Source organism: Streptomyces sp. NPDC052236 (genome assembly GCF_044548015.1).
Classification (GTDB): Bacteria; Actinomycetota; Actinomycetes; order Streptomycetales; family Streptomycetaceae; genus Streptomyces.
On record NZ_JBIUBL010000005.1, the window covers coordinates 19,781 to 37,627 of the forward strand.

Here is a 17,847-nt window from a genome sequence, read left to right on the forward strand (position 1 = left end):
TCTCCCCTACGCTTGTCCCGTGACCCCCGCCGATCTCTCCCGTACCGTGCTGCACGCCGTGTGCCGTGCGGTGGAGGACGGCGTGCTCCAGGCGCCCGTGCCCGCGAGCGTCAGCGTGGAGCGCCCGCGCCCCGGCGGCCGCGGGGACTACGCCACCAATGTCGCGCTCCGCCTCGCCGGGCCCGCCGGGCAGCAGCCCAGAGCGGTCGCCGAGATACTGCGGGACCGTGTCGACAAAGATCCCGGGATCGAGCGGGTCGAGATCACCGGGCCCGGGTTTTTGAACTTCACCCTCCGGCCGGACGCCGAAAGCTCCCTCGTCCGTGCCGTACGGGCGCGAGGCGCGCAGTACGGGCACGGGACCGCCCTCGACGGCGTACGGGTCACCTTCGCGCCCGGCGACGAACCGCGCGTCCGGGTCCTCACCCACACCGTCGTACAGCTGCTGCGCACCCAGGGGGCCGTCGCCGATATACAGGCCGACGCACACCAGACGCTGCGGGCCGTACCCGCGACCGGGCAGGATCCCATCCAGCAGTACGGATCCGACGCCGGCCGCTGGGCTCTCCTCTCCGCCGCCGCCCACGACCGGCCTCGCGACGCCGCCGCCTTCCTCGTGCAGCGTGAGAGCAACCCCCTCTTCAAGGTCCGCTACGCCTTCTCCCGTACGCACGCCCTGACTCGCGCCGCTGCCCAGCTCGGCCTGAGTCCCGCCCCGGAAATACCCGCGGACGCCCCGGACCTCACCGCCGCGATCGGTGACTACCCCGCCGTCCTCCTCGCCGCCGCCCGCCACCGCGCCCCCGACCGCCTCGCCCGGCATCTGGACCTGACCGCCGACGCCTTTCTCGCCTTCCAGCCCTCCGTGCTGCCCAGCGGGAAACCCATGGCCGCCCACCGTGCCCGGCTCGCCCTCGCCGAAGCCGCCGGGACGGTGCTCGCCGGTGGCCTGTCCCTGCTCGGCATCAGCGCACCCGAATACCTCTGAGAGCACGAGAGAGACAGAGAAACAAGACCATGAGCCGTTCCGCACACCCCGCCGGGCCCCGCCACGCCGACCTGCACGAGGGCCACTACGCCGCCCCGCCCTCCGACCTCAACGTCCTCGACGAGAAGGTCTGGGCCCGCACGGTCACCCGGAGCGAGGACGGCGTCGTCGCCGTCGGCGGGATCGAAGTGACGCGGCTCGCCGAGGAGTTCGGCACGCCCGCCTTCTTCCTCGACGAGAGCGACTTCCGCGCCCGCTGCCGCGCCTGGGCCGACGCCTTCGGCAAGGACGCCGACGTCTTCTACGCGGGCAAGGCCTTCCTCTCCCGCGCCGTCGTCAAGTGGATCCACGAAGAAGGACTGAATCTCGATGTGTGTTCCGGCGGGGAGCTGACCACCGCCCTCGACGCCGGAATGCCCGCCGAGCGCATCGCCTTCCACGGCAACAACAAGAGCACCGCGGAGATCGAGCGCGCCGTACGCGTAGGCGTCGGCCGGATCGTCCTCGACTCGTTCCAGGAGATCGTCCGGGTCGCGCACATCGCCCAGAGCCAGGGCAAGCGCCAGCGCGTCCAGATCCGGGTGACCGTCGGCGTCGAGGCCCACACCCACGAATTCATCGCCACCGCCCACGAGGACCAGAAGTTCGGCATCGCCCTCGCGGGCGGTGAGGCCGCCGAAGCCGTACGGCGCGCCCTCAGCCTCGACGGTCTGGAACTCATCGGGATTCACTCGCACATCGGCTCGCAGATCTTCGACATGGCCGGATTCGAGGTGTCCGCGCGCCGCGTCGTGCAGCTCCTCGCCGACGTACGCGACGAGCACGGCATCGAGCTGCCCGAGATCGATCTCGGCGGCGGCCTCGGCATCGCGTACACCTCCGAGGACGACCCCCGCGAGCCCCACGACATCGCCAAGGCGCTCCACGACATCGTCACCCGTGAGTGTGAGTCCGCCGGCCTGACCACCCCGCGCATCTCCGTCGAGCCGGGGCGCGCCATCGTCGGGCCCACCGCCTTCACCCTCTACGAGGTCGGCACCATCAAGCCGCTCGAAGGCCTGCGTACCTACGTCTCCGTCGACGGCGGCATGTCGGACAACATCCGTACCGCCCTGTACGACGCCGAGTACAGCGTCTCGCTCGTCTCGCGGACCTCCGAGGCCGAGCCGATGCTCGCCCGCGTCGTCGGCAAGCATTGCGAGAGCGGCGACATCGTCGTCAAGGACGCCTTCCTCCCCGCCGACCTCGCGCCCGGCGATCTGCTCGCCGTGCCCGCCACCGGCGCGTACTGCCGCTCCATGGCCAGCAACTACAACCACGCCCTGCGCCCGCCCGTCGTCGCCGTCAAGGACGGCGGAGCGCGCGTGATCGTCCGGCGTGAGACGGAGGAAGATCTCCTGCGTCTCGACGTCGGATAGTTGAGATAGATGTCTCGCATGCCGGACGGGGGATAGAAACTCCCGTCCGGTGAGTGAGACTGGTCCACACCGTTGATGCACGGGATGTAAGGGAAACGAGGTCGGATGATGCGTACGCGTCCGCTGAAGGCAGCGCTGCTGGGCTGTGGTGTGGTCGGCTCAGAGGTGGCGCGCATCATGACGACGCACGCCGCCGACCTCGCCGCCCGCATCGGCGCCCCCGTGGAGCTCGCCGGGGTCGCCGTCCGCAGGCCCGCCAAAGTCCGTGAGGGCATCGACCCCGCGCTGATCACCACCGACGCCATGGCGCTCGTCAAACGCGGCGACATCGACGTCGTCATCGAGGTCATCGGCGGCATCGAGCCCGCCCGCGCCCTCATCACCACCGCCTTCGAGCACGGCGCGTCCGTCGTCTCCGCCAACAAGGCGCTCCTCGCCGAGGACGGCGCGACCCTCTACGCCGCCGCCGAGGAGCATGGCCGGGACCTCTACTTCGAGGCCGCCGTCGCCGGGGCGATCCCGCTGATCAGGCCGTTGCGCGAGTCCCTGGCCGGCGACAAGGTCAACCGCGTCATCGGCATCGTCAACGGAACGACGAACTTCATCCTGGACAAGATGGACAGCTCCGGCGCCGGGTACTCCGAGGCGCTGGACGAGGCCACCGCGCTCGGCTACGCCGAGGCCGACCCGACCGCCGACGTCGAGGGATTCGACGCCGCCGCCAAGGCCGCCATCCTCGCCGGAATCGCCTTCCACACCCGCGTACGCCTCGACGACGTCTACCGCGAGGGCCTCACCGAGGTCACCGCCTCCGACATCGTCTCCGCCAGGCGCATGGGCTGCACGGTCAAGCTCCTCGCCATCTGTGAGCGCGCGGCCGACGGGAAATCCGTCACCGCCCGCGTCCACCCGGCGATGATTCCGCTCAGCCACCCGCTCGCCTCCGTACGCGAGGCGTACAACGCGGTCTTCGTCGAGGCCGAGGCGGCCGGGCAGCTGATGTTCTACGGTCCGGGCGCGGGCGGCGCGCCCACCGCGTCCGCAGTCCTCGGCGACCTCGTCGCCGTCTGCCGCAACAAGCTCGCCGAGTCCACCGGGCCGGGCGAGTCCGCGTACACCCAGCTGCCCGTGAGCCCCATGGGCGAGGTGGTGACGCGGTACCACATCAGCCTCGACGTGGCCGACAAACCGGGCGTACTCGCCCAGGTCGCGACGGTCTTCGCCGAGCACGGCGTGTCCATCGACACGGTCCGCCAGCAGGGCCGAGGGGACGGAGGCGGCGAGGCATCCCTTGTCGTCGTCACCCACCGCGCGCCCGACGCCGCCCTCTCCGGGACCGTCGAGGCGTTGCGCAAGCTCGACACCGTACGCGGTGTCGCCAGCATCATGCGTGTGGAAGGGGAGTAAGGAACCCATGACGACCAATGGCACCCACCAGTGGCGCGGGATCATCGAGGAGTACCGGGACCGGCTGCCGGTGAGCGACACGACCCCCGTCGTCTCGCTCGGCGAGGGCGGTACGCCGCTCGTCGCGGCGCAGGTCCTCTCCGAGCGCACGGGCTGCGAGGTGTACCTCAAGGTCGAGGGCGCCAACCCCACCGGGTCCTTCAAAGACCGCGGTATGACCATGGCCATCACCCGGGCCAAGGAGGAGGGCGCGCAGGCCGTCATCTGCGCCTCCACCGGGAACACCTCCGCCTCCGCGGCGGCCTATGCCGTACGCGCCGGAATGGTCTGCGCGGTCCTGGTGCCCCAGGGCAAGATCGCGCTGGGCAAGATGGGGCAGGCGCTGGTCTACGGCTCGCGCATCCTCCAGGTCGACGGAAACTTCGACGACTGTCTGAATCTGGCGCGTCGGCTCTCCGACAACTACCCGGTCGCGCTGGTCAATTCGGTCAATCCGTACCGCATCGAGGGCCAGAAGACCGCCGCGTTCGAGATCGTGGACGCGCTCGGCGACGCGCCCGATGTGCATGTGCTGCCCGTCGGCAACGCCGGGAACATCACGGCGTACTGGAAGGGCTATCAGGAGTACGCCGCGGACAAGATGTCGACGCGTACGCCCCGGATGTGGGGCTTCCAGGCCTCCGGCTCCGCGCCCATCGTCCGCGGCGAGGTGGTCAAGGACCCCTCGACCATCGCCACCGCGATCCGCATCGGCAACCCGGCCTCCTGGCAGCAGGCGCTCGCAGCGCGCGACGAGTCGGGCGGCTTCATCGATGAGGTGACGGACCGTGAGATCCTGCGCGCCTACCGGCTCTTGGCCGCGCAGGAGGGCGTCTTCGTGGAGCCCGCGTCGGCCGCGTCGGTGGCCGGTCTGCTCAAGGCCGCGGAGGCGGGCAAGGTCGACCCGGGCCAGCGGATCGTCTGCACCGTCACCGGCAACGGACTGAAGGACCCGGACTGGGCCGTCGCCGGAGCGCCGCAGCCCGTCGTGGTGCCGGTCGACGCCGTCGCCGCCGCGGAGCAGCTCGGCCTGGCGTAAGGATCAAGGCGCTAGGATCCTGGCGCAGGGACCCTGCCCCAGACACCCTGGCGTAAAGATTCGGCCATTTCCCGCTCCAGGCCGGACAATAAATGAGTGGACCACGTAGGGGCACAGGAGGCATGCGACACGCATCGTGCGCCTCCCGTGCGCCCTATGTCGCCACTGAACCTTCCTTCGATAAGCTGTACTGAACCCGCCCGCCGCATATGCCGCGGTGCTGCCGCCGTAACGGCCCACGGGTGTTGGCAACTGTCGAAAGATCTCGCGGTCACAATCAAGCGGTCACAACCAAGCAGTCAGAACCAAGGAGAGTCATCGAGCGATGGCCGGTCCAGCGTTCCGCGCCGCCGCCGTCCGGGTGCGCGTCCCCGCCACCAGCGCCAACCTCGGCCCGGGCTTCGACGCCCTCGGGCTGTCGCTTGCGCTGTACGACGACGTGGTCGTCCGGGTCGCGGACTCCGGTCTGCACATCGACATCGCGGGTGAGGGCGCCTCGACGCTTCCCCGCGACGAAAGCCATCTGCTCGTACGTTCCCTGCGTACGGCCTTCGACCTGCTCGGCGGGCAACCGCGCGGCCTCGAAGTCGTCTGCGCCAACCGCATCCCGCACGGCCGCGGCCTGGGCTCCTCGTCGGCGGCCATCTGCGCCGGCATCGTCGCCGCCCGCGCGGTGACCATAGGAGGCGAGGCCAGGCTCGACGACGCGACGGTGCTGGAGCTCGCCACCGAGATCGAGGGGCACCCCGACAATGTCGCCGCCTGTCTGCTCGGCGGCTTCACACTCGCCTGGACCGACGGGGGAGCGGCCCGCGCGATCAGGATGGACCCCTCGGATTCCGTCGTTCCGGTGGTCTTCGTACCCAGCAGGCCGGTGCTCACCGAGACGGCGCGCGGACTGCTTCCGCGTACCGTCCCGCATGTGGACGCCGCCGCCAACGCGGGCCGCGCCGCCCTGCTTGTCGAGGCGCTGACCAGGCGTCCCGAGCTGCTGCTCCCCGCCACGGAGGACCGGCTCCACCAGGAGTACCGCGCCCCGGCGATGCCGGAGAGCGTCGCACTGGTCAACCGACTGCGGGCCGATGGCGTCCCCGCGGTCATCTCCGGCGCGGGCCCCACGGTCCTCGCGCTGGCCGAGGACGGTGTGGCCGACAAGGTCGCACGACTTGCGGGCGAGGGCTGGGCGGCCAATCGGCTCACCTTCGACGCCGCGGGCGCGAGTGTTCTGCCGCTCGCGCCGCAGTGACCCGCAGTGACCCGAGATTGCCGGTGAGAGAGAGGGGGAATGTTTGTTGGAGCCGGTAGTGTTAACCTCAAGTCAGCAGCCGACGTCTTTGAGGCGCGGTGCTACGTGTCCCCATTCGGGACCACCATTCTTCCGGGAGCCTCCCCGACTGCCTGAGCAGCCTGCCTGAGCAGTTTCGAGCACGCTCCGGAAACGGCACGACACCCCTCGCTTTCCCAGGAGTGGGCCGAGCAGGGGGAATCTCGGGCCGGACTTTGCATGTATATCTCTCCGCCGTTAATTACCGGCGGGACCACCGCCCCGACCCGGTCCGTCACCCGGACCGCAGGTCGGACAGCACAACCGGTCGCCGAGCCAGAAGGCCGACGTCCGCTCCAGGGAAGGACCCTTCGTGAGCGACACCACCGATCTGATGGGCGTGACTGCCGACAACAGCGTCGACACGACCGCGCCCGCCGCAGGTGCTGCCTCTGGCACCACCTCACGGCGCCGCCGCTCCGGCACTGGCCTCGACGGCATGGTCCTGGCCGAGCTGCAGCAGGTCGCGTCCGGCCTCGGGATCAGGGGCACCGCGCGGATGCGCAAGAGCCAGCTGATCGAGGTCATCAAGGAGGCGCAGGCCGGAGGTTCGTCCGCGCCCAAGAGCGCCGAGACGGGCGCCGGCGACGCCGAGACCAAGCCGAAGCGCCGCGCCACCTCCAAGGCCCGTACGGGCGACGAGGCCGCCGCGGTCGCTCCGTCGTCCGCGCCTGCCGCCGAGAAGGCCGCCAAGGTCGAGAAGGCGGGCCGGGCCGACAAGGTCGCAGCCCAGCAGCAGATCGACATTCCGGGGCAGCCCGCCCCGGCCGCCGAGGACCAGCCGGCGGCCGGTGAGCGCCGCCGTCGCCGCGCCACCGCGCAGGCGGGCAGCCCGGACACCAAGACCGAGGTCACGGCCAGGGCCGACACGGCCGCCACCGCCGTCGACGTCAGGGAATCCAGGGACGTCACCGCCGAGGCGCAGCCGGACGGGAAGGCCGAAACGGCCGTCTCCGCGTCGGCGCAGGACGGCGCCGACGGCCGTCGCGACCGCCAGGACCGGGGCCAGCGCGGCGACCGTGACCGTGGCGAGCGCCGCGACCGTCAGCGTGACCGTGGCGAGCGCGACCGTGACCGTGGCGACCGCCGCGGCAAGGGCGACGACCAGCCGCAGAGCGGCCAGGGCAGCCAGCGCCAGCAGCGCCAGGGCGGGCAGGGCAGCGCCCAGGGCGGTCAGCCGGCCGGCCAGCAGACCGCTCCCCAGGGCCCCCGTCCCGACGAGGACGACGACTTCGAGGGCGGCAGGCGCGGACGCCGCGGCCGCTACCGGGACCGTCGTGGCCGTCGTGGCCGCGAGGACTTCGGCAACGAGCCGCAGGTCTCCGAGGACGACGTTCTGATCCCCGTCGCGGGAATCCTGGACATCCTCGACAATTACGCGTTCATCCGGACCTCCGGCTACCTGCCGGGCCCGAACGACGTGTACGTGTCGCTCGCCCAGGTCCGCAAGAACGGCCTGCGCAAGGGTGACCACGTCACCGGCGCGGTGCGGCAGCCGAAGGAGGGCGAGCGCCGCGAGAAGTTCAACGCGCTCGTACGCCTCGACTCCGCGAACGGCATGGCGGCCGAATCCGGCCGTGGACGCCCGGAGTTCAACAAGCTGACCCCCCTGTACCCGCAGGACCGGCTGCGTCTGGAGACCGACCCGGGCATCCTGACGACCCGGATCATCGACCTCGTGTCGCCGATCGGCAAGGGCCAGCGAGGCCTGATCGTGGCCCCGCCGAAGACCGGCAAGACCATGATCCTGCAGGCGATCGCCAACGCGATCACGGTCAACAGCCCCGAGTGCCACCTGATGGTCGTCCTGGTGGACGAGCGTCCGGAAGAGGTCACCGACATGCAGCGGTCGGTGAAGGGCGAGGTCATCTCCTCGACCTTCGACCGCCCGGCCGAGGACCACACCACCGTCGCCGAGCTGGCCATCGAGCGCGCCAAGCGTCTCGTGGAGCTGGGGCACGACGTGGTGGTCCTGCTGGACTCGATCACCCGCCTGGGCCGTGCGTACAACCTCGCGGCCCCCGCCTCCGGACGCATCCTGTCCGGTGGTGTCGACTCGACCGCGCTCTACCCGCCGAAGCGCTTCTTCGGCGCCGCGCGCAACATCGAGGACGGCGGCTCGCTGACCATCCTGGCCACCGCGCTGGTCGACACCGGCTCGCGCATGGACGAGGTGATCTTCGAGGAGTTCAAGGGCACCGGCAACATGGAGCTCAAGCTCGACCGGAAGCTCTCGGACAAGCGCATCTTCCCGGCGGTGGACGTGGACGCGTCCTCCACCCGTAAGGAAGAGATCCTGCTCGGCACCGACGAGCTCGCCGTCGTCTGGAAGCTGCGCCGGGTGCTGCACGCGCTCGACCAGCAGCAGGCGATCGAGCTGCTGCTGGACAAAATGAAGCAGACGAAGTCGAACGCCGAGTTCCTGCTGCAGATCCAGAAGACGACTCCGTCCGTCGGCAACGGCAACGACTGGAAGTAGTCCTGGTTGTATAAAGCTGTATCAAGCAGCCCGTTGTGCCCACCGTGCCCCGCGCGGTGGGCACAACGCGTTTCTTACGGAGTTCTCAGGTCGCCGTGCAACTCTTCTCGCTGCTGCGCCGTCTAGCCGGTGACGCAGGGGGTACCGGGAGAGAGCGAAAGCCGAGGAGACCATGGCCGACGAGAGCAACAGCGGCAGCGACGGCGCCACCGGCCGAATACGCGGCCGGGGCAGGCGCCGCAAGGAGCCCAGCAGAAGCTGCCGGGCGGTGACCATCGCCGCCTGGACCACGGCGGTCCTGGTGTTCACCGGCGGCTCCGGCCTCGGCTACGTCTATTTCAAGCTCAACGGCAACATCGAGGGCGTGGACATCAACGGCCGGCTGGACACCGAGGACCGCCCCAAGAACCTTGACAACGGCTCCATGGACATCCTGGTCCTGGGCTCCGACTCCCGCTCCGGCGCGAATTCCAAGTACGGCGGCGACGAGGGCGTGGCCCGCTCGGACACCGCGATGGTCGTGCATGTCTACGAGGGCCACAAGAGGGCCAGCGTCGTCTCCATCCCGCGCGACACCCTCGTGGACCGCCCGCTGTGCGCGAGCCAGAAGGGCACGTCCGTCGCCGCGGAGACGCGCGCCATGTTCAACACGGCGTACGAGGTCGGTGGCCCCGCCTGCGCGGTGAAGACCGTCGAGAAGATGTCCGGCATCCGTATGGACCACTACATCGAGGTCGACTTCACGGGCTTCGAGAAGCTCATCGACGAGCTGGGCGGTGTGAAGGTCACCACCACCGAGGCGATCAACGACTCCAAGAGCGGGCTGGACCTCGCCGCCGGTACCCACACCCTCGACGGGGAGCAGTCGCTCGGCCTCGTACGCACCCGCAAGAGCGTCGGCGACGGCAGCGACCTCGGCCGCATTCAGCTCCAGCAGGCCTTTATGAAGGCGTTCATCACCCAGGTCAAGAGCGTCGGGGTCTTCACCAACCCGAAGAAGCTCCTCGACGTCGCCGACACCGCCACCAAGGCGATCACGCCCGACTCCGAGCTCGCCTCGGTCAACGAGCTGATGAACTTCGCCAGGGGGCTGAGCAGCCTCGGCGCGGAGGACATGCACATGATCACGATGCCGGTCCGGTACGACCCGGCGAACCCCAACCGCGTAATCCCGATCGAGGCCGCGTCCCAGCAGGTCTGGACGGCGCTCAAGCAGGACAAGCCGATACCCGCGGCCGCGGTCGTGGACTCCGCGGGCGACAAGGGCGCCGCGGGCACCGTGGTCCAGGCCCAGGAGGCTCCGTAGGTCTCCCGTAGGTCCCCCGTCGGTCGCGGGGGAATAGTTGCGTCCGCACCCCTGTTTTGGGAGATACGGCCCAGTCCTGGCAGACTGGTACGTCGGCCCCGGTTCACGTACGAGCAATCCGCGTGTACGACCCGGAGCCCTCCCGAAACTAGGAGACACCTTGAAGCGCGACATCCACCCCGAGTACGTCGAGACCCAGGTCAGCTGTACCTGCGGCGCGTCGTTCACGACCCGTAGCACGATCGGTTCCGGCTCCGTCCGGGCCGAGGTCTGCTCCGAGTGCCACCCGTTCTACACGGGCAAGCAGAAGATCCTCGACACCGGTGGCCGCGTGGCCCGCTTCGAGGCCCGCTTCGGCAAGGCTGCCGGCTCCGCCAAGAAGTAGCGAGCCACTGCGCCGGTCCTCGGCTGCCCTTTTCGGGGTGGCCGAGGCCGGCGCTTTGTCCGTTCTGAGCAAGCATCCCAGCAGTATCAGCAGCCACCCTTCCCGTATGTGCGCACCAACCAGGAGTCCCGATGTTCGAGGCGGTCGAGGAACTGATCGGCGAGCACGCCGATCTTGAGAGGAAGCTCGCCGACCCTTCGGTCCACGCGGACCAGGCGAACGCGCGCAAGCTGGGCAAGCGGTACGCCGAGCTGACCCCGATCATCTCCACGTACCGCTCCTGGAAGCAGACCGGGGAGGACATCCAGACCGCGCGTGAACTGGCCGCGGAGGACCCGGAGTTCGCTGCCGAGGCCAAGCAGCTGGACAAGCAGCGCGAGGAGCTCACCGACAAGCTGCGGCTGCTGCTCGTACCGCGCGACCCCAGCGACGACAAGGACGTCATCCTTGAGGTCAAGGCGGGCGCGGGTGGCGACGAGTCCGCCCTGTTCGCCGGTGACCTGCTGCGGATGTATCTGCGCTACGCCGAGCGCGTCGGCTGGAAGACCGAGATCATCGACGCCACCGAGTCCGAGCTCGGCGGCTACAAGGACGTCCAGGTCGCGGTGAAGACCAAGGGCGGCAACGGCGCGACCGAGCCCGGCCAGGGCGTCTGGGCGCGCATGAAGTACGAGGGCGGGGTGCACCGCGTCCAGCGCGTGCCCGCCACCGAGTCCCAGGGCCGTATCCACACCTCCGCGGCCGGTGTGCTGGTCACGCCCGAGGCGGAGGAGATCGACGTCGAGATCCACGCCAACGACCTGCGGATCGACGTGTACCGCTCATCGGGCCCCGGCGGCCAGTCCGTCAACACCACCGACTCCGCGGTGCGCATCACGCACCTGCCGACCGGCATCGTCTCCTCCTGCCAGAATGAGAAGAGCCAGCTCCAGAACAAGGAGCAGGCAATGCGTATCCTGCGCTCCAGGCTGCTGGCCGCGGCGCAGGAGGAGGCCGAGAGCAAGGCGGCGGACGCCCGTCGCAGCCAGGTTCGCACCGTCGACCGGTCCGAGAAGATCCGTACGTACAACTACGCGGAAAACCGGATCTCCGACCACCGTGTCGGCTTCAAGGCGTACAACTTGGACCAAGTGCTCGACGGGGAGCTGGACGCGGTGATCCAGGCCTGTGTCGACGCCGACTCCGCCGCCAAACTCGCCGCCGCCCAGTAAGGCCCAGTAAGAACCGTTCCGCCAAGCCCGCACCGCCACCGCGCACCGCACCGCACCGCACCGCACCAGCCCCGGAGGACCAGCGTGCAGCTATCTCCCGGGGGACGCCCTCCGTCCCCCCGATCTGTGCTGCTTGCCGAGGTGGCCCAGGCCACCCAGCGGCTGGCCGACGCCGGCGTGCCCTCACCCCGCTTCGACGCGGAGGAGCTCGCCGCCTTCGTGCACGGCGTGAAGCGTGGCGAGCTGCACAACGTCCAGGACGCCGACTTCGACGCGCGCTACTGGGAGATGATCGCCCGCCGCGAGGCCCGTGAGCCGCTCCAGCACATCACCGGACGTGTCTTCTTCCGCTACCTGGAGCTCCAGGTCGGCCCCGGCGTCTTCGTACCGCGCCCGGAGACCGAGTCGGTCGTCGGCTGGGCAATAGACGCCGTACGCGCCATGGACGTGGTCGAGCCGCTCATCGTCGACCTCTGCACGGGGTCGGGGGCGATCGCCCTCGCCATGGCGCAGGAGGTCCCGCGCTCGCGGGTGCACGGCGTGGAGCTCTCCGAGGACGCGCTGCAGTGGACCCGCAAGAACGCCGAGGGCTCACGGGTCACCATCCACCAGGGCGACGCGCTGACCGCCCTGCCGGAGCTGGACGGCCAGGTCGACCTGGTGATCTCCAACCCGCCGTACATCCCGCTCACCGAATGGGAGTACGTCGCCCCCGAGGCCCGTGACCACGACCCCGGCATGGCGCTGTTCTCCGGCGAGGACGGCCTGGACACCATCCGCGGCATCGAGCGCACCGCCCACCGGCTGCTGCGGCCCGGCGGCCTCGTCGTGGTCGAGCACGCCGACACCCAGGGCGGCCAGGTGCCGTGGATCTTCAGCGAAGAGGCGGGCTGGGCGGACGCCGCCGACCACCCCGATCTGAACAAGCGGCCGCGTTTCGCGACCGCGCGCAAGGCAATGCCATGACCAAGCACGTGTACGAGGAGGCCGGCTGATGGCACGGCGATACGACTGCAACGACGCGACGGACCGTACGACCGGTCTGCGTGAAGCCGCATCGGCCGTACGCCGTGGCGAGCTCGTCGTGCTGCCCACCGACACCGTGTACGGGATCGGGGCGGACGCGTTCGGCTCCGAGGCCGTCTCCGACCTGCTGGAGGCCAAGGGGCGGGGCCGCAATATGCCCACCCCTGTCCTGATCGGGTCGCCGAACACCCTGCACGGACTGGTCACCGACTTCTCCGAGCAGGCGTGGGAACTGGTCGACGCGTTCTGGCCGGGCGCGCTGACGCTGGTCGCCAGGCACCAGCCCTCGCTCCAGTGGGACCTGGGTGATACGCGGGGCACCGTAGCGATCCGGATGCCGCTGCACCCGGTCGCGATCGAGCTGCTCATGGAGGTCGGCCCGATGGCCGTCTCCAGCGCGAACCTCACGGGCCACCCGGCGCCGGAGGACTGTGACGCCGCGCAGGAGATGCTCGGCGACTCCGTCTCGGTCTACCTGGACGGCGGCCCGACGCCGGGCATCGTCCCGTCCTCGATCGTCGACGTCACGGGCAAGGTGCCGGTGCTGCTGCGCGAGGGGGCGCTCTCGGCGGACGAGCTGCGCAAGGTCGTACCCGACCTTGAGGTGGCCAATTGACCGCGCCCGAGGGGCGTGGCATAGCGGCGTCCTGGGGGTACCCCCGGATGGAGCCCGGGGGAGACCCCTCCACTTTCCGCATCCTCCACGTCAGCACCGGCAACGTCTGCCGCTCGCCGATCACCGAGCGGCTGACCCGTCATGCCCTGAGCGACCGCCTCGGCGACCGGCTCCCGGGCGGGTTGATCGTGGAGAGCGCGGGCACGTGGGGCCATGAGGGCGCGCCGATGGAGGCGAACGCCGAGGTCGTCCTCGCGGACTTCGGGGCGGACGCGACAGGCTTCGTGGGCCGCGAGCTGCTGGACGAGCATGTGATCCGCGCGGACCTGGTCCTCACGGCGACGCGGGACCACCGGGCGCAGGTGATCTCGATGGGCCATTCGGCGGGCCTGCGTACGTTCACGCTGAAGGAGTTCACCCGGCTGGTGCGGGCCATAGACCCGGCGACGCTGCCGGACGCGCGCGACGAGGGCGTGGTGGAGCGCGCACGGGCGCTGGTGAGGGCGGCGGCGGCGCTGCGGGGGTGGTTGCTGGCGCCGAGTCCGGAGGCGGATGAGGTGTACGACCCGTATGGCGCGCCGATCACGTTTTTCCGGTCGATCGGCGACGAGATCAGCGCGGCGCTGGACCCGGTGGTCACGGCCCTGACGGGAGTCCAGGCGGACCACTGACGGTGACCTGGGGCCGCGTCGGGCCCTTGCCGGGGGCGCTGCCCCCGAGCTCCCGCGCCTCAATCGCCGGCGAGGCTGAATATGCGGGGCTCCGCCCCGAACCGCGCGCCTCAATCGCCGGCGAGGCTGGAGAATCCAGCCCGTCCGGCGATTGAGGCGCTGGGGGTCCCCCCATGCCCGCCAGGGCATAGGGGGCGGGTCTGGGGGCAGCGCCCCCAGAAAAGAAAGATCCCGACACAACCGGCACCCGCACCCGCACCCGCCTACATTGGAGTGGCCCCCTCCGCGAGGTCTGGAGCCCCAGATGCCAGCCACCGCCGCACCCGACGCCGTCCACACGCAGACCCCCGCCCCACCCGGCGCCGACTTCCGCGCCCTCCACCGTGACGACCCCCAGATCGCCGAAATCCTCCTCGGCGAGCTCGCCCGGCAGAGCGACAGTCTCCAGCTCATCGCCGCCGAGAACTTCACCTCGCCCGCCGTCCTCGCCGCCCTCGGCTCCTCGCTCGCCAACAAGTACGCCGAGGGCTACCCGGGCGCCCGCCACCACGGCGGCTGTGAGCTCGTCGACGCCGCCGAGCGGATCGCCATCGAGCGCGCCGCCGCCCTCTTCGGCGCCGAGCACGCCAATGTGCAGCCGCACTCCGGCTCCTCCGCCGTCCTCGCGGCGTACGCGGCGCTGCTCAAGCCCGGCGACACCGTGCTGGCCATGGGTCTCCCGTACGGCGGCCACCTCACCCACGGCTCGCCCGCGAACTTCTCGGGGCGCTGGTTCGACTTCGTCGGCTACGGCGTCGACGCCGAGACCGGACTGATCGACTACGACCAGATCCGCACCCTCGCCCGCGCCCACCGGCCCAAGGCCATCGTCTGCGGCTCCATCTCCTACCCCCGCCACCCCGACTACGCCGCCTTCCGCGAGCTCGCGGACGAGGCGGGGGCGTATCTGATCGCCGACGCCGCGCACCCCATGGGCCTCATCGCGGGCGGCGCGGCCCCCAGCCCCGTCCCGTACGCCGATGTGGTGTGCGCCACAACGCACAAGGTGCTGCGCGGCCCCCGCGGCGGGATGATCCTGTGCGGCGCCGAGCTCGCCGAGCGCATCGACCGGGCGGTTTTCCCCTTCACCCAGGGCGGCGCCCAGATGCACACCATCGCCGCCAAGGCCGTCGCCTTCGGTGAGGCGGCCACGCCCGCCTTCAGCGCGTACGCGCACCAGGTCGTCGCCAATGCCCGCGTCCTGGCCGACGCGCTCGCGGCCGGCGGCTGCACGGTGCTCACCGGCGGTACGGACACCCACCTGATCAGCGCCGACACCGCTCCGCTCGGCGTGGACGGCAAGGTGGCCCGCGGCCGGCTCGCCGCCGCGGGGATCGTGCTGGACACCTGCGCGCTGCCGTACGGCGACGGCCGCGGTATCCGTCTTGGCACCGCGGCCGTCACCACCCAGGGCATGCGCGAGCCCGAAATGGCACGGATCGCGGAGCTGTTCACGGCGGCGATGCGCGAAGAGAGTGAGGGAGCAGGCAAGATCCGTACGGAAGTACGTGAGCTGGCCGGTAGATTTCCCCCGTATCAGGGGTAGCCGGTGCCTGGTGCAACCATCACCGGTACCCGTTTGTCCTTGAGCATGTGGCGACCAGAGCTAGGGTGTGGGGCTGAGATGGCCGGCGATTCCTGTGGGGCAGCCTGTGCGTGATTATCTGCTGACGCTGTGCGTCACGGCAGCGGTGACGTATCTGCTGACCGGACCGGTACGCAAGTTCGCCATCGCGACCGGCGCGATGCCGGAGATCCGGGCCCGCGACGTACACCGGGAGCCCACACCGCGGCTCGGCGGTATCGCCATGTTCTTCGGTCTGTGCGCCGGTCTGCTGGTCGCCGACCATCTGCAGAACCTCAACAGCGTCTTCGAGCTGTCCAACGAACCGCGTGCGCTGCTCTCCGGCGCCGCCCTGATCTGGATCATCGGCGTCCTCGACGACAAGTTCGAGCTCGACGCCCTGATCAAGCTCGGCGGCCAGATGATCGCCGCGGGCGTGATGGTGATGCAGGGTCTGACGATCCTGTGGATCCCCGTCCCCGGCATCGGCACCGTCTCGCTGACCCAGTGGCAGGGCACCCTGCTGACCGTCGCCCTCGTCGTCATCACCATCAACGCGGTGAACTTCGTGGACGGCCTCGACGGCCTCGCCGCCGGCATGGTGTGCATCGCCGCCGCGGCCTTCTTCCTCTACTCGTACCGGATCTGGTACGGCTACACGATTGAGGCCGCCGCCCCCGCCACCCTGTTCACCGCGATCCTGATGGGTATGTGCGTGGGCTTCCTGCCGCACAATATGCATCCCGCGCGGATCTTCATGGGCGACTCGGGCTCGATGCTGATCGGCCTGGTGCTCGCCGCGGCGGCGATCTCCGTGACCGGGCAGGTGGACCCGGACGCCCTGAAGATCTTTGAGGGCGGTACCCGCGAGGCCACGCACGCGGCGCTGCCCGTCTTCATCCCGCTGATGCTGCCGCTGACGATCATCGCGATCCCGGTCGCCGACCTGGTCCTCGCGATCGTCCGGCGTACCTGGAACGGACAGTCGCCGTTCGCGGCGGACCGTGGCCATCTCCACCACCGGCTGCTGGAGATCGGCCATTCCCACAGCCGCGCGGTCCTGATCATGTACTTCTGGTCGGCGCTGTTCGCCTTCGGCGTCGTCGCGTACTCGGTGCACTCGGCGTCGATGTGGAGCGTGTTCCTCATCATGCTGCTGAGCGCGGTGGGTCTGGTGCTTCTGCTGCTGCCGCGCTTCACACCGCGCGCTCCGCGCTGGGCGCAGTCCTTCGTGCCGCCGCGCTACCGCCGCCGTGTGACGCCCCCGGAGACGCAGCCGGAGTGGGAGACGGCGCCCTCGGGTACGTACGGCACGCACGCCGCACACGGAGCGCACGGGGCCCCTGAGGAGCAGGAGACGGCCGAGGAGCGGATCCCCGTTCCCGCGGGCGTCAACGGTGCGACCGCGATCGGTGCCCGTTCTCGCTTCCCGGATCGACGCAAGGCCTCCACCCGCGGATGACGAGTCATCATTTATCCGCCCATTACCAGACATGGTGGCCGCATGGTCGTGCACACACGGGCGCGGTCGCTCTCATGTGTGACGGTAGGCACAGTTCAAGGTAAAGACCTCATCAAATAGTTTGTGATATCGTTCACGAGACCCGGAAAAAGAGCCGAAAGACCGTAGTGCGACGGTCCATTGGCCCCGAGACACACCTCGGACCGGGCCTACGCTCGTCCATGACGACACCACTGCCCCCACTGAGCCAGCGGAGCTGCCGCCATGCCCTCCAACGACGCCCGAACCCTCCTTCGAACTGCCGTACCCACCGTTGCCGTCGGCGCTGTTGCCGTCGTCGTCAGCGCCGTGGCCGCCGGTGGCAAGGGAGCTCTCGGATCGGCTGTCGGGACGCTGGTGGCGCTCCTGTTCATGGGAATCGGCCTGTTGGTGCTTCAGCGGACCGCCAGGGCGTATCCGCAGCTGTTCCAGGCCATGGGCCTGTTGCTCTACGTGACACAGTTGCTGCTGCTGTTCGTCTTCATGGCGGTGTTCAAGGACACCACCCTGTTCCACCCCAAGGCTTTCGGTTTTTCGCTGGTCGTGGCGACGGTTGTGTGGATCGCGGCCCAGGCTCGCGCCTATCTGAAGGCCAAGATCCTGTACGTAGAACCGGAACCCTCCGCCGCGCCCAAGAGCGAGAAGTCGGAGTCCTCGTCGTGAGGGGTAGGGCCGGAATAAGGAGTCGTTCGAGACCCTGCTATCGTCCGGTGCCAACTGCGGCACTGCGGGCGCGGGCATCTGAGCTGACGCCTGTTCCATCGCGAGGCTCAACGCCTGACAGCCGCCCTCACATCCGTTACACCAGTCCAGTGCCGAACCGCGGCTGCGCGC

Annotated in this window: 15 protein-coding genes; all 15 read left to right on the plus strand. The window is 69.8% G+C overall.

Features of this window, described 5'->3' with window-relative positions; all coding sequences use genetic code 11:
- The first annotated feature begins 19 nt into the window (after nt 1–19).
- The 15 genes from nrtL (at nt 20) to ACIHCQ_RS10685 (ending at nt 17,676) form a co-directional block, all read left to right on the plus strand.
- Complete coding sequence (gene nrtL / locus ACIHCQ_RS10615) at nt 20–988, plus strand: ArgS-related anticodon-binding protein NrtL (RefSeq protein ID WP_399660108.1); 969 nt, start codon at nt 20–22, stop codon at nt 986–988.
- A gap of 29 nt (nt 989–1,017) precedes the next feature.
- Nucleotides 1,018–2,406: a diaminopimelate decarboxylase gene (gene lysA / locus ACIHCQ_RS10620; protein ID WP_399660110.1), complete on the plus strand. Its 1,389-nt coding sequence runs from the start codon at nt 1,018–1,020 to the stop codon at nt 2,404–2,406.
- 105 nt (nt 2,407–2,511) lie between these two features.
- On the plus strand, nt 2,512–3,813 hold the full coding sequence (locus ACIHCQ_RS10625; RefSeq protein ID WP_399660112.1) for a homoserine dehydrogenase: 1,302 nt from the start codon (nt 2,512–2,514) through the stop codon (nt 3,811–3,813).
- Nucleotides 3,814–3,820: 7 nt separating this feature from the next.
- Nucleotides 3,821–4,891 carry a threonine synthase gene (gene thrC, locus ACIHCQ_RS10630; protein ID WP_399660115.1) on the plus strand — a complete coding sequence of 357 codons (1,071 nt, stop codon included), beginning with the start codon at nt 3,821–3,823 and terminating at the stop codon, nt 4,889–4,891.
- 325 nt (nt 4,892–5,216) lie between these two features.
- On the plus strand, nt 5,217–6,137 hold the full coding sequence (gene thrB, locus ACIHCQ_RS10635; RefSeq protein WP_399660117.1) for a homoserine kinase: 921 nt from the start codon (nt 5,217–5,219) through the stop codon (nt 6,135–6,137).
- Between the two features lie 391 nt (nt 6,138–6,528).
- Complete coding sequence (gene rho, locus ACIHCQ_RS10640; protein WP_399660119.1) at nt 6,529–8,694, plus strand: transcription termination factor Rho; 2,166 nt, start codon at nt 6,529–6,531, stop codon at nt 8,692–8,694.
- Between the two features lie 172 nt (nt 8,695–8,866).
- Nucleotides 8,867–10,000 (plus strand): LCP family protein, encoded by a 1,134-nt coding sequence (locus ACIHCQ_RS10645; RefSeq protein WP_399660122.1) that lies wholly within the window; start codon nt 8,867–8,869, stop codon nt 9,998–10,000.
- A 160-nt stretch (nt 10,001–10,160) separates the two neighbouring features.
- A complete protein-coding gene (gene rpmE, locus ACIHCQ_RS10650) occupies nt 10,161–10,385 on the plus strand; it encodes a 50S ribosomal protein L31 (RefSeq protein WP_399660126.1) in 225 nt (74 codons plus the stop codon).
- Nucleotides 10,386–10,516: 131 nt separating this feature from the next.
- Nucleotides 10,517–11,596 (plus strand): peptide chain release factor 1, encoded by a 1,080-nt coding sequence (prfA, locus tag ACIHCQ_RS10655; protein ID WP_399660129.1) that lies wholly within the window; start codon nt 10,517–10,519, stop codon nt 11,594–11,596.
- Between the two features lie 84 nt (nt 11,597–11,680).
- Nucleotides 11,681–12,562 (plus strand): peptide chain release factor N(5)-glutamine methyltransferase, encoded by an 882-nt coding sequence (gene prmC / locus ACIHCQ_RS10660; RefSeq protein ID WP_399660132.1) that lies wholly within the window; start codon nt 11,681–11,683, stop codon nt 12,560–12,562.
- A gap of 28 nt (nt 12,563–12,590) precedes the next feature.
- Complete coding sequence (locus tag ACIHCQ_RS10665) at nt 12,591–13,238, plus strand: L-threonylcarbamoyladenylate synthase (RefSeq protein ID WP_399660135.1); 648 nt, start codon at nt 12,591–12,593, stop codon at nt 13,236–13,238.
- Nucleotides 13,235–13,909, plus strand: coding sequence for a protein-tyrosine-phosphatase (locus ACIHCQ_RS10670; protein ID WP_399660138.1), 675 nt, complete (start codon nt 13,235–13,237; stop codon nt 13,907–13,909). The genes ACIHCQ_RS10665 and ACIHCQ_RS10670 overlap by 4 nt, the downstream gene beginning before the upstream one ends.
- A 304-nt stretch (nt 13,910–14,213) precedes the next feature.
- Nucleotides 14,214–15,494, plus strand: coding sequence for a serine hydroxymethyltransferase (gene glyA / locus ACIHCQ_RS10675; protein WP_399660141.1), 1,281 nt, complete (start codon nt 14,214–14,216; stop codon nt 15,492–15,494).
- A gap of 106 nt (nt 15,495–15,600) precedes the next feature.
- Entirely contained in the window at nt 15,601–16,974 is a 1,374-nt protein-coding gene (locus ACIHCQ_RS10680) for an MraY family glycosyltransferase (RefSeq protein WP_399660143.1), read from the plus strand.
- Nucleotides 16,975–17,238: 264 nt separating this feature from the next.
- A complete protein-coding gene (locus ACIHCQ_RS10685) occupies nt 17,239–17,676 on the plus strand; it encodes a hypothetical protein (RefSeq protein WP_399660147.1) in 438 nt (145 codons plus the stop codon).
- Nucleotides 17,677–17,847: the final 171 nt, after the last annotated feature.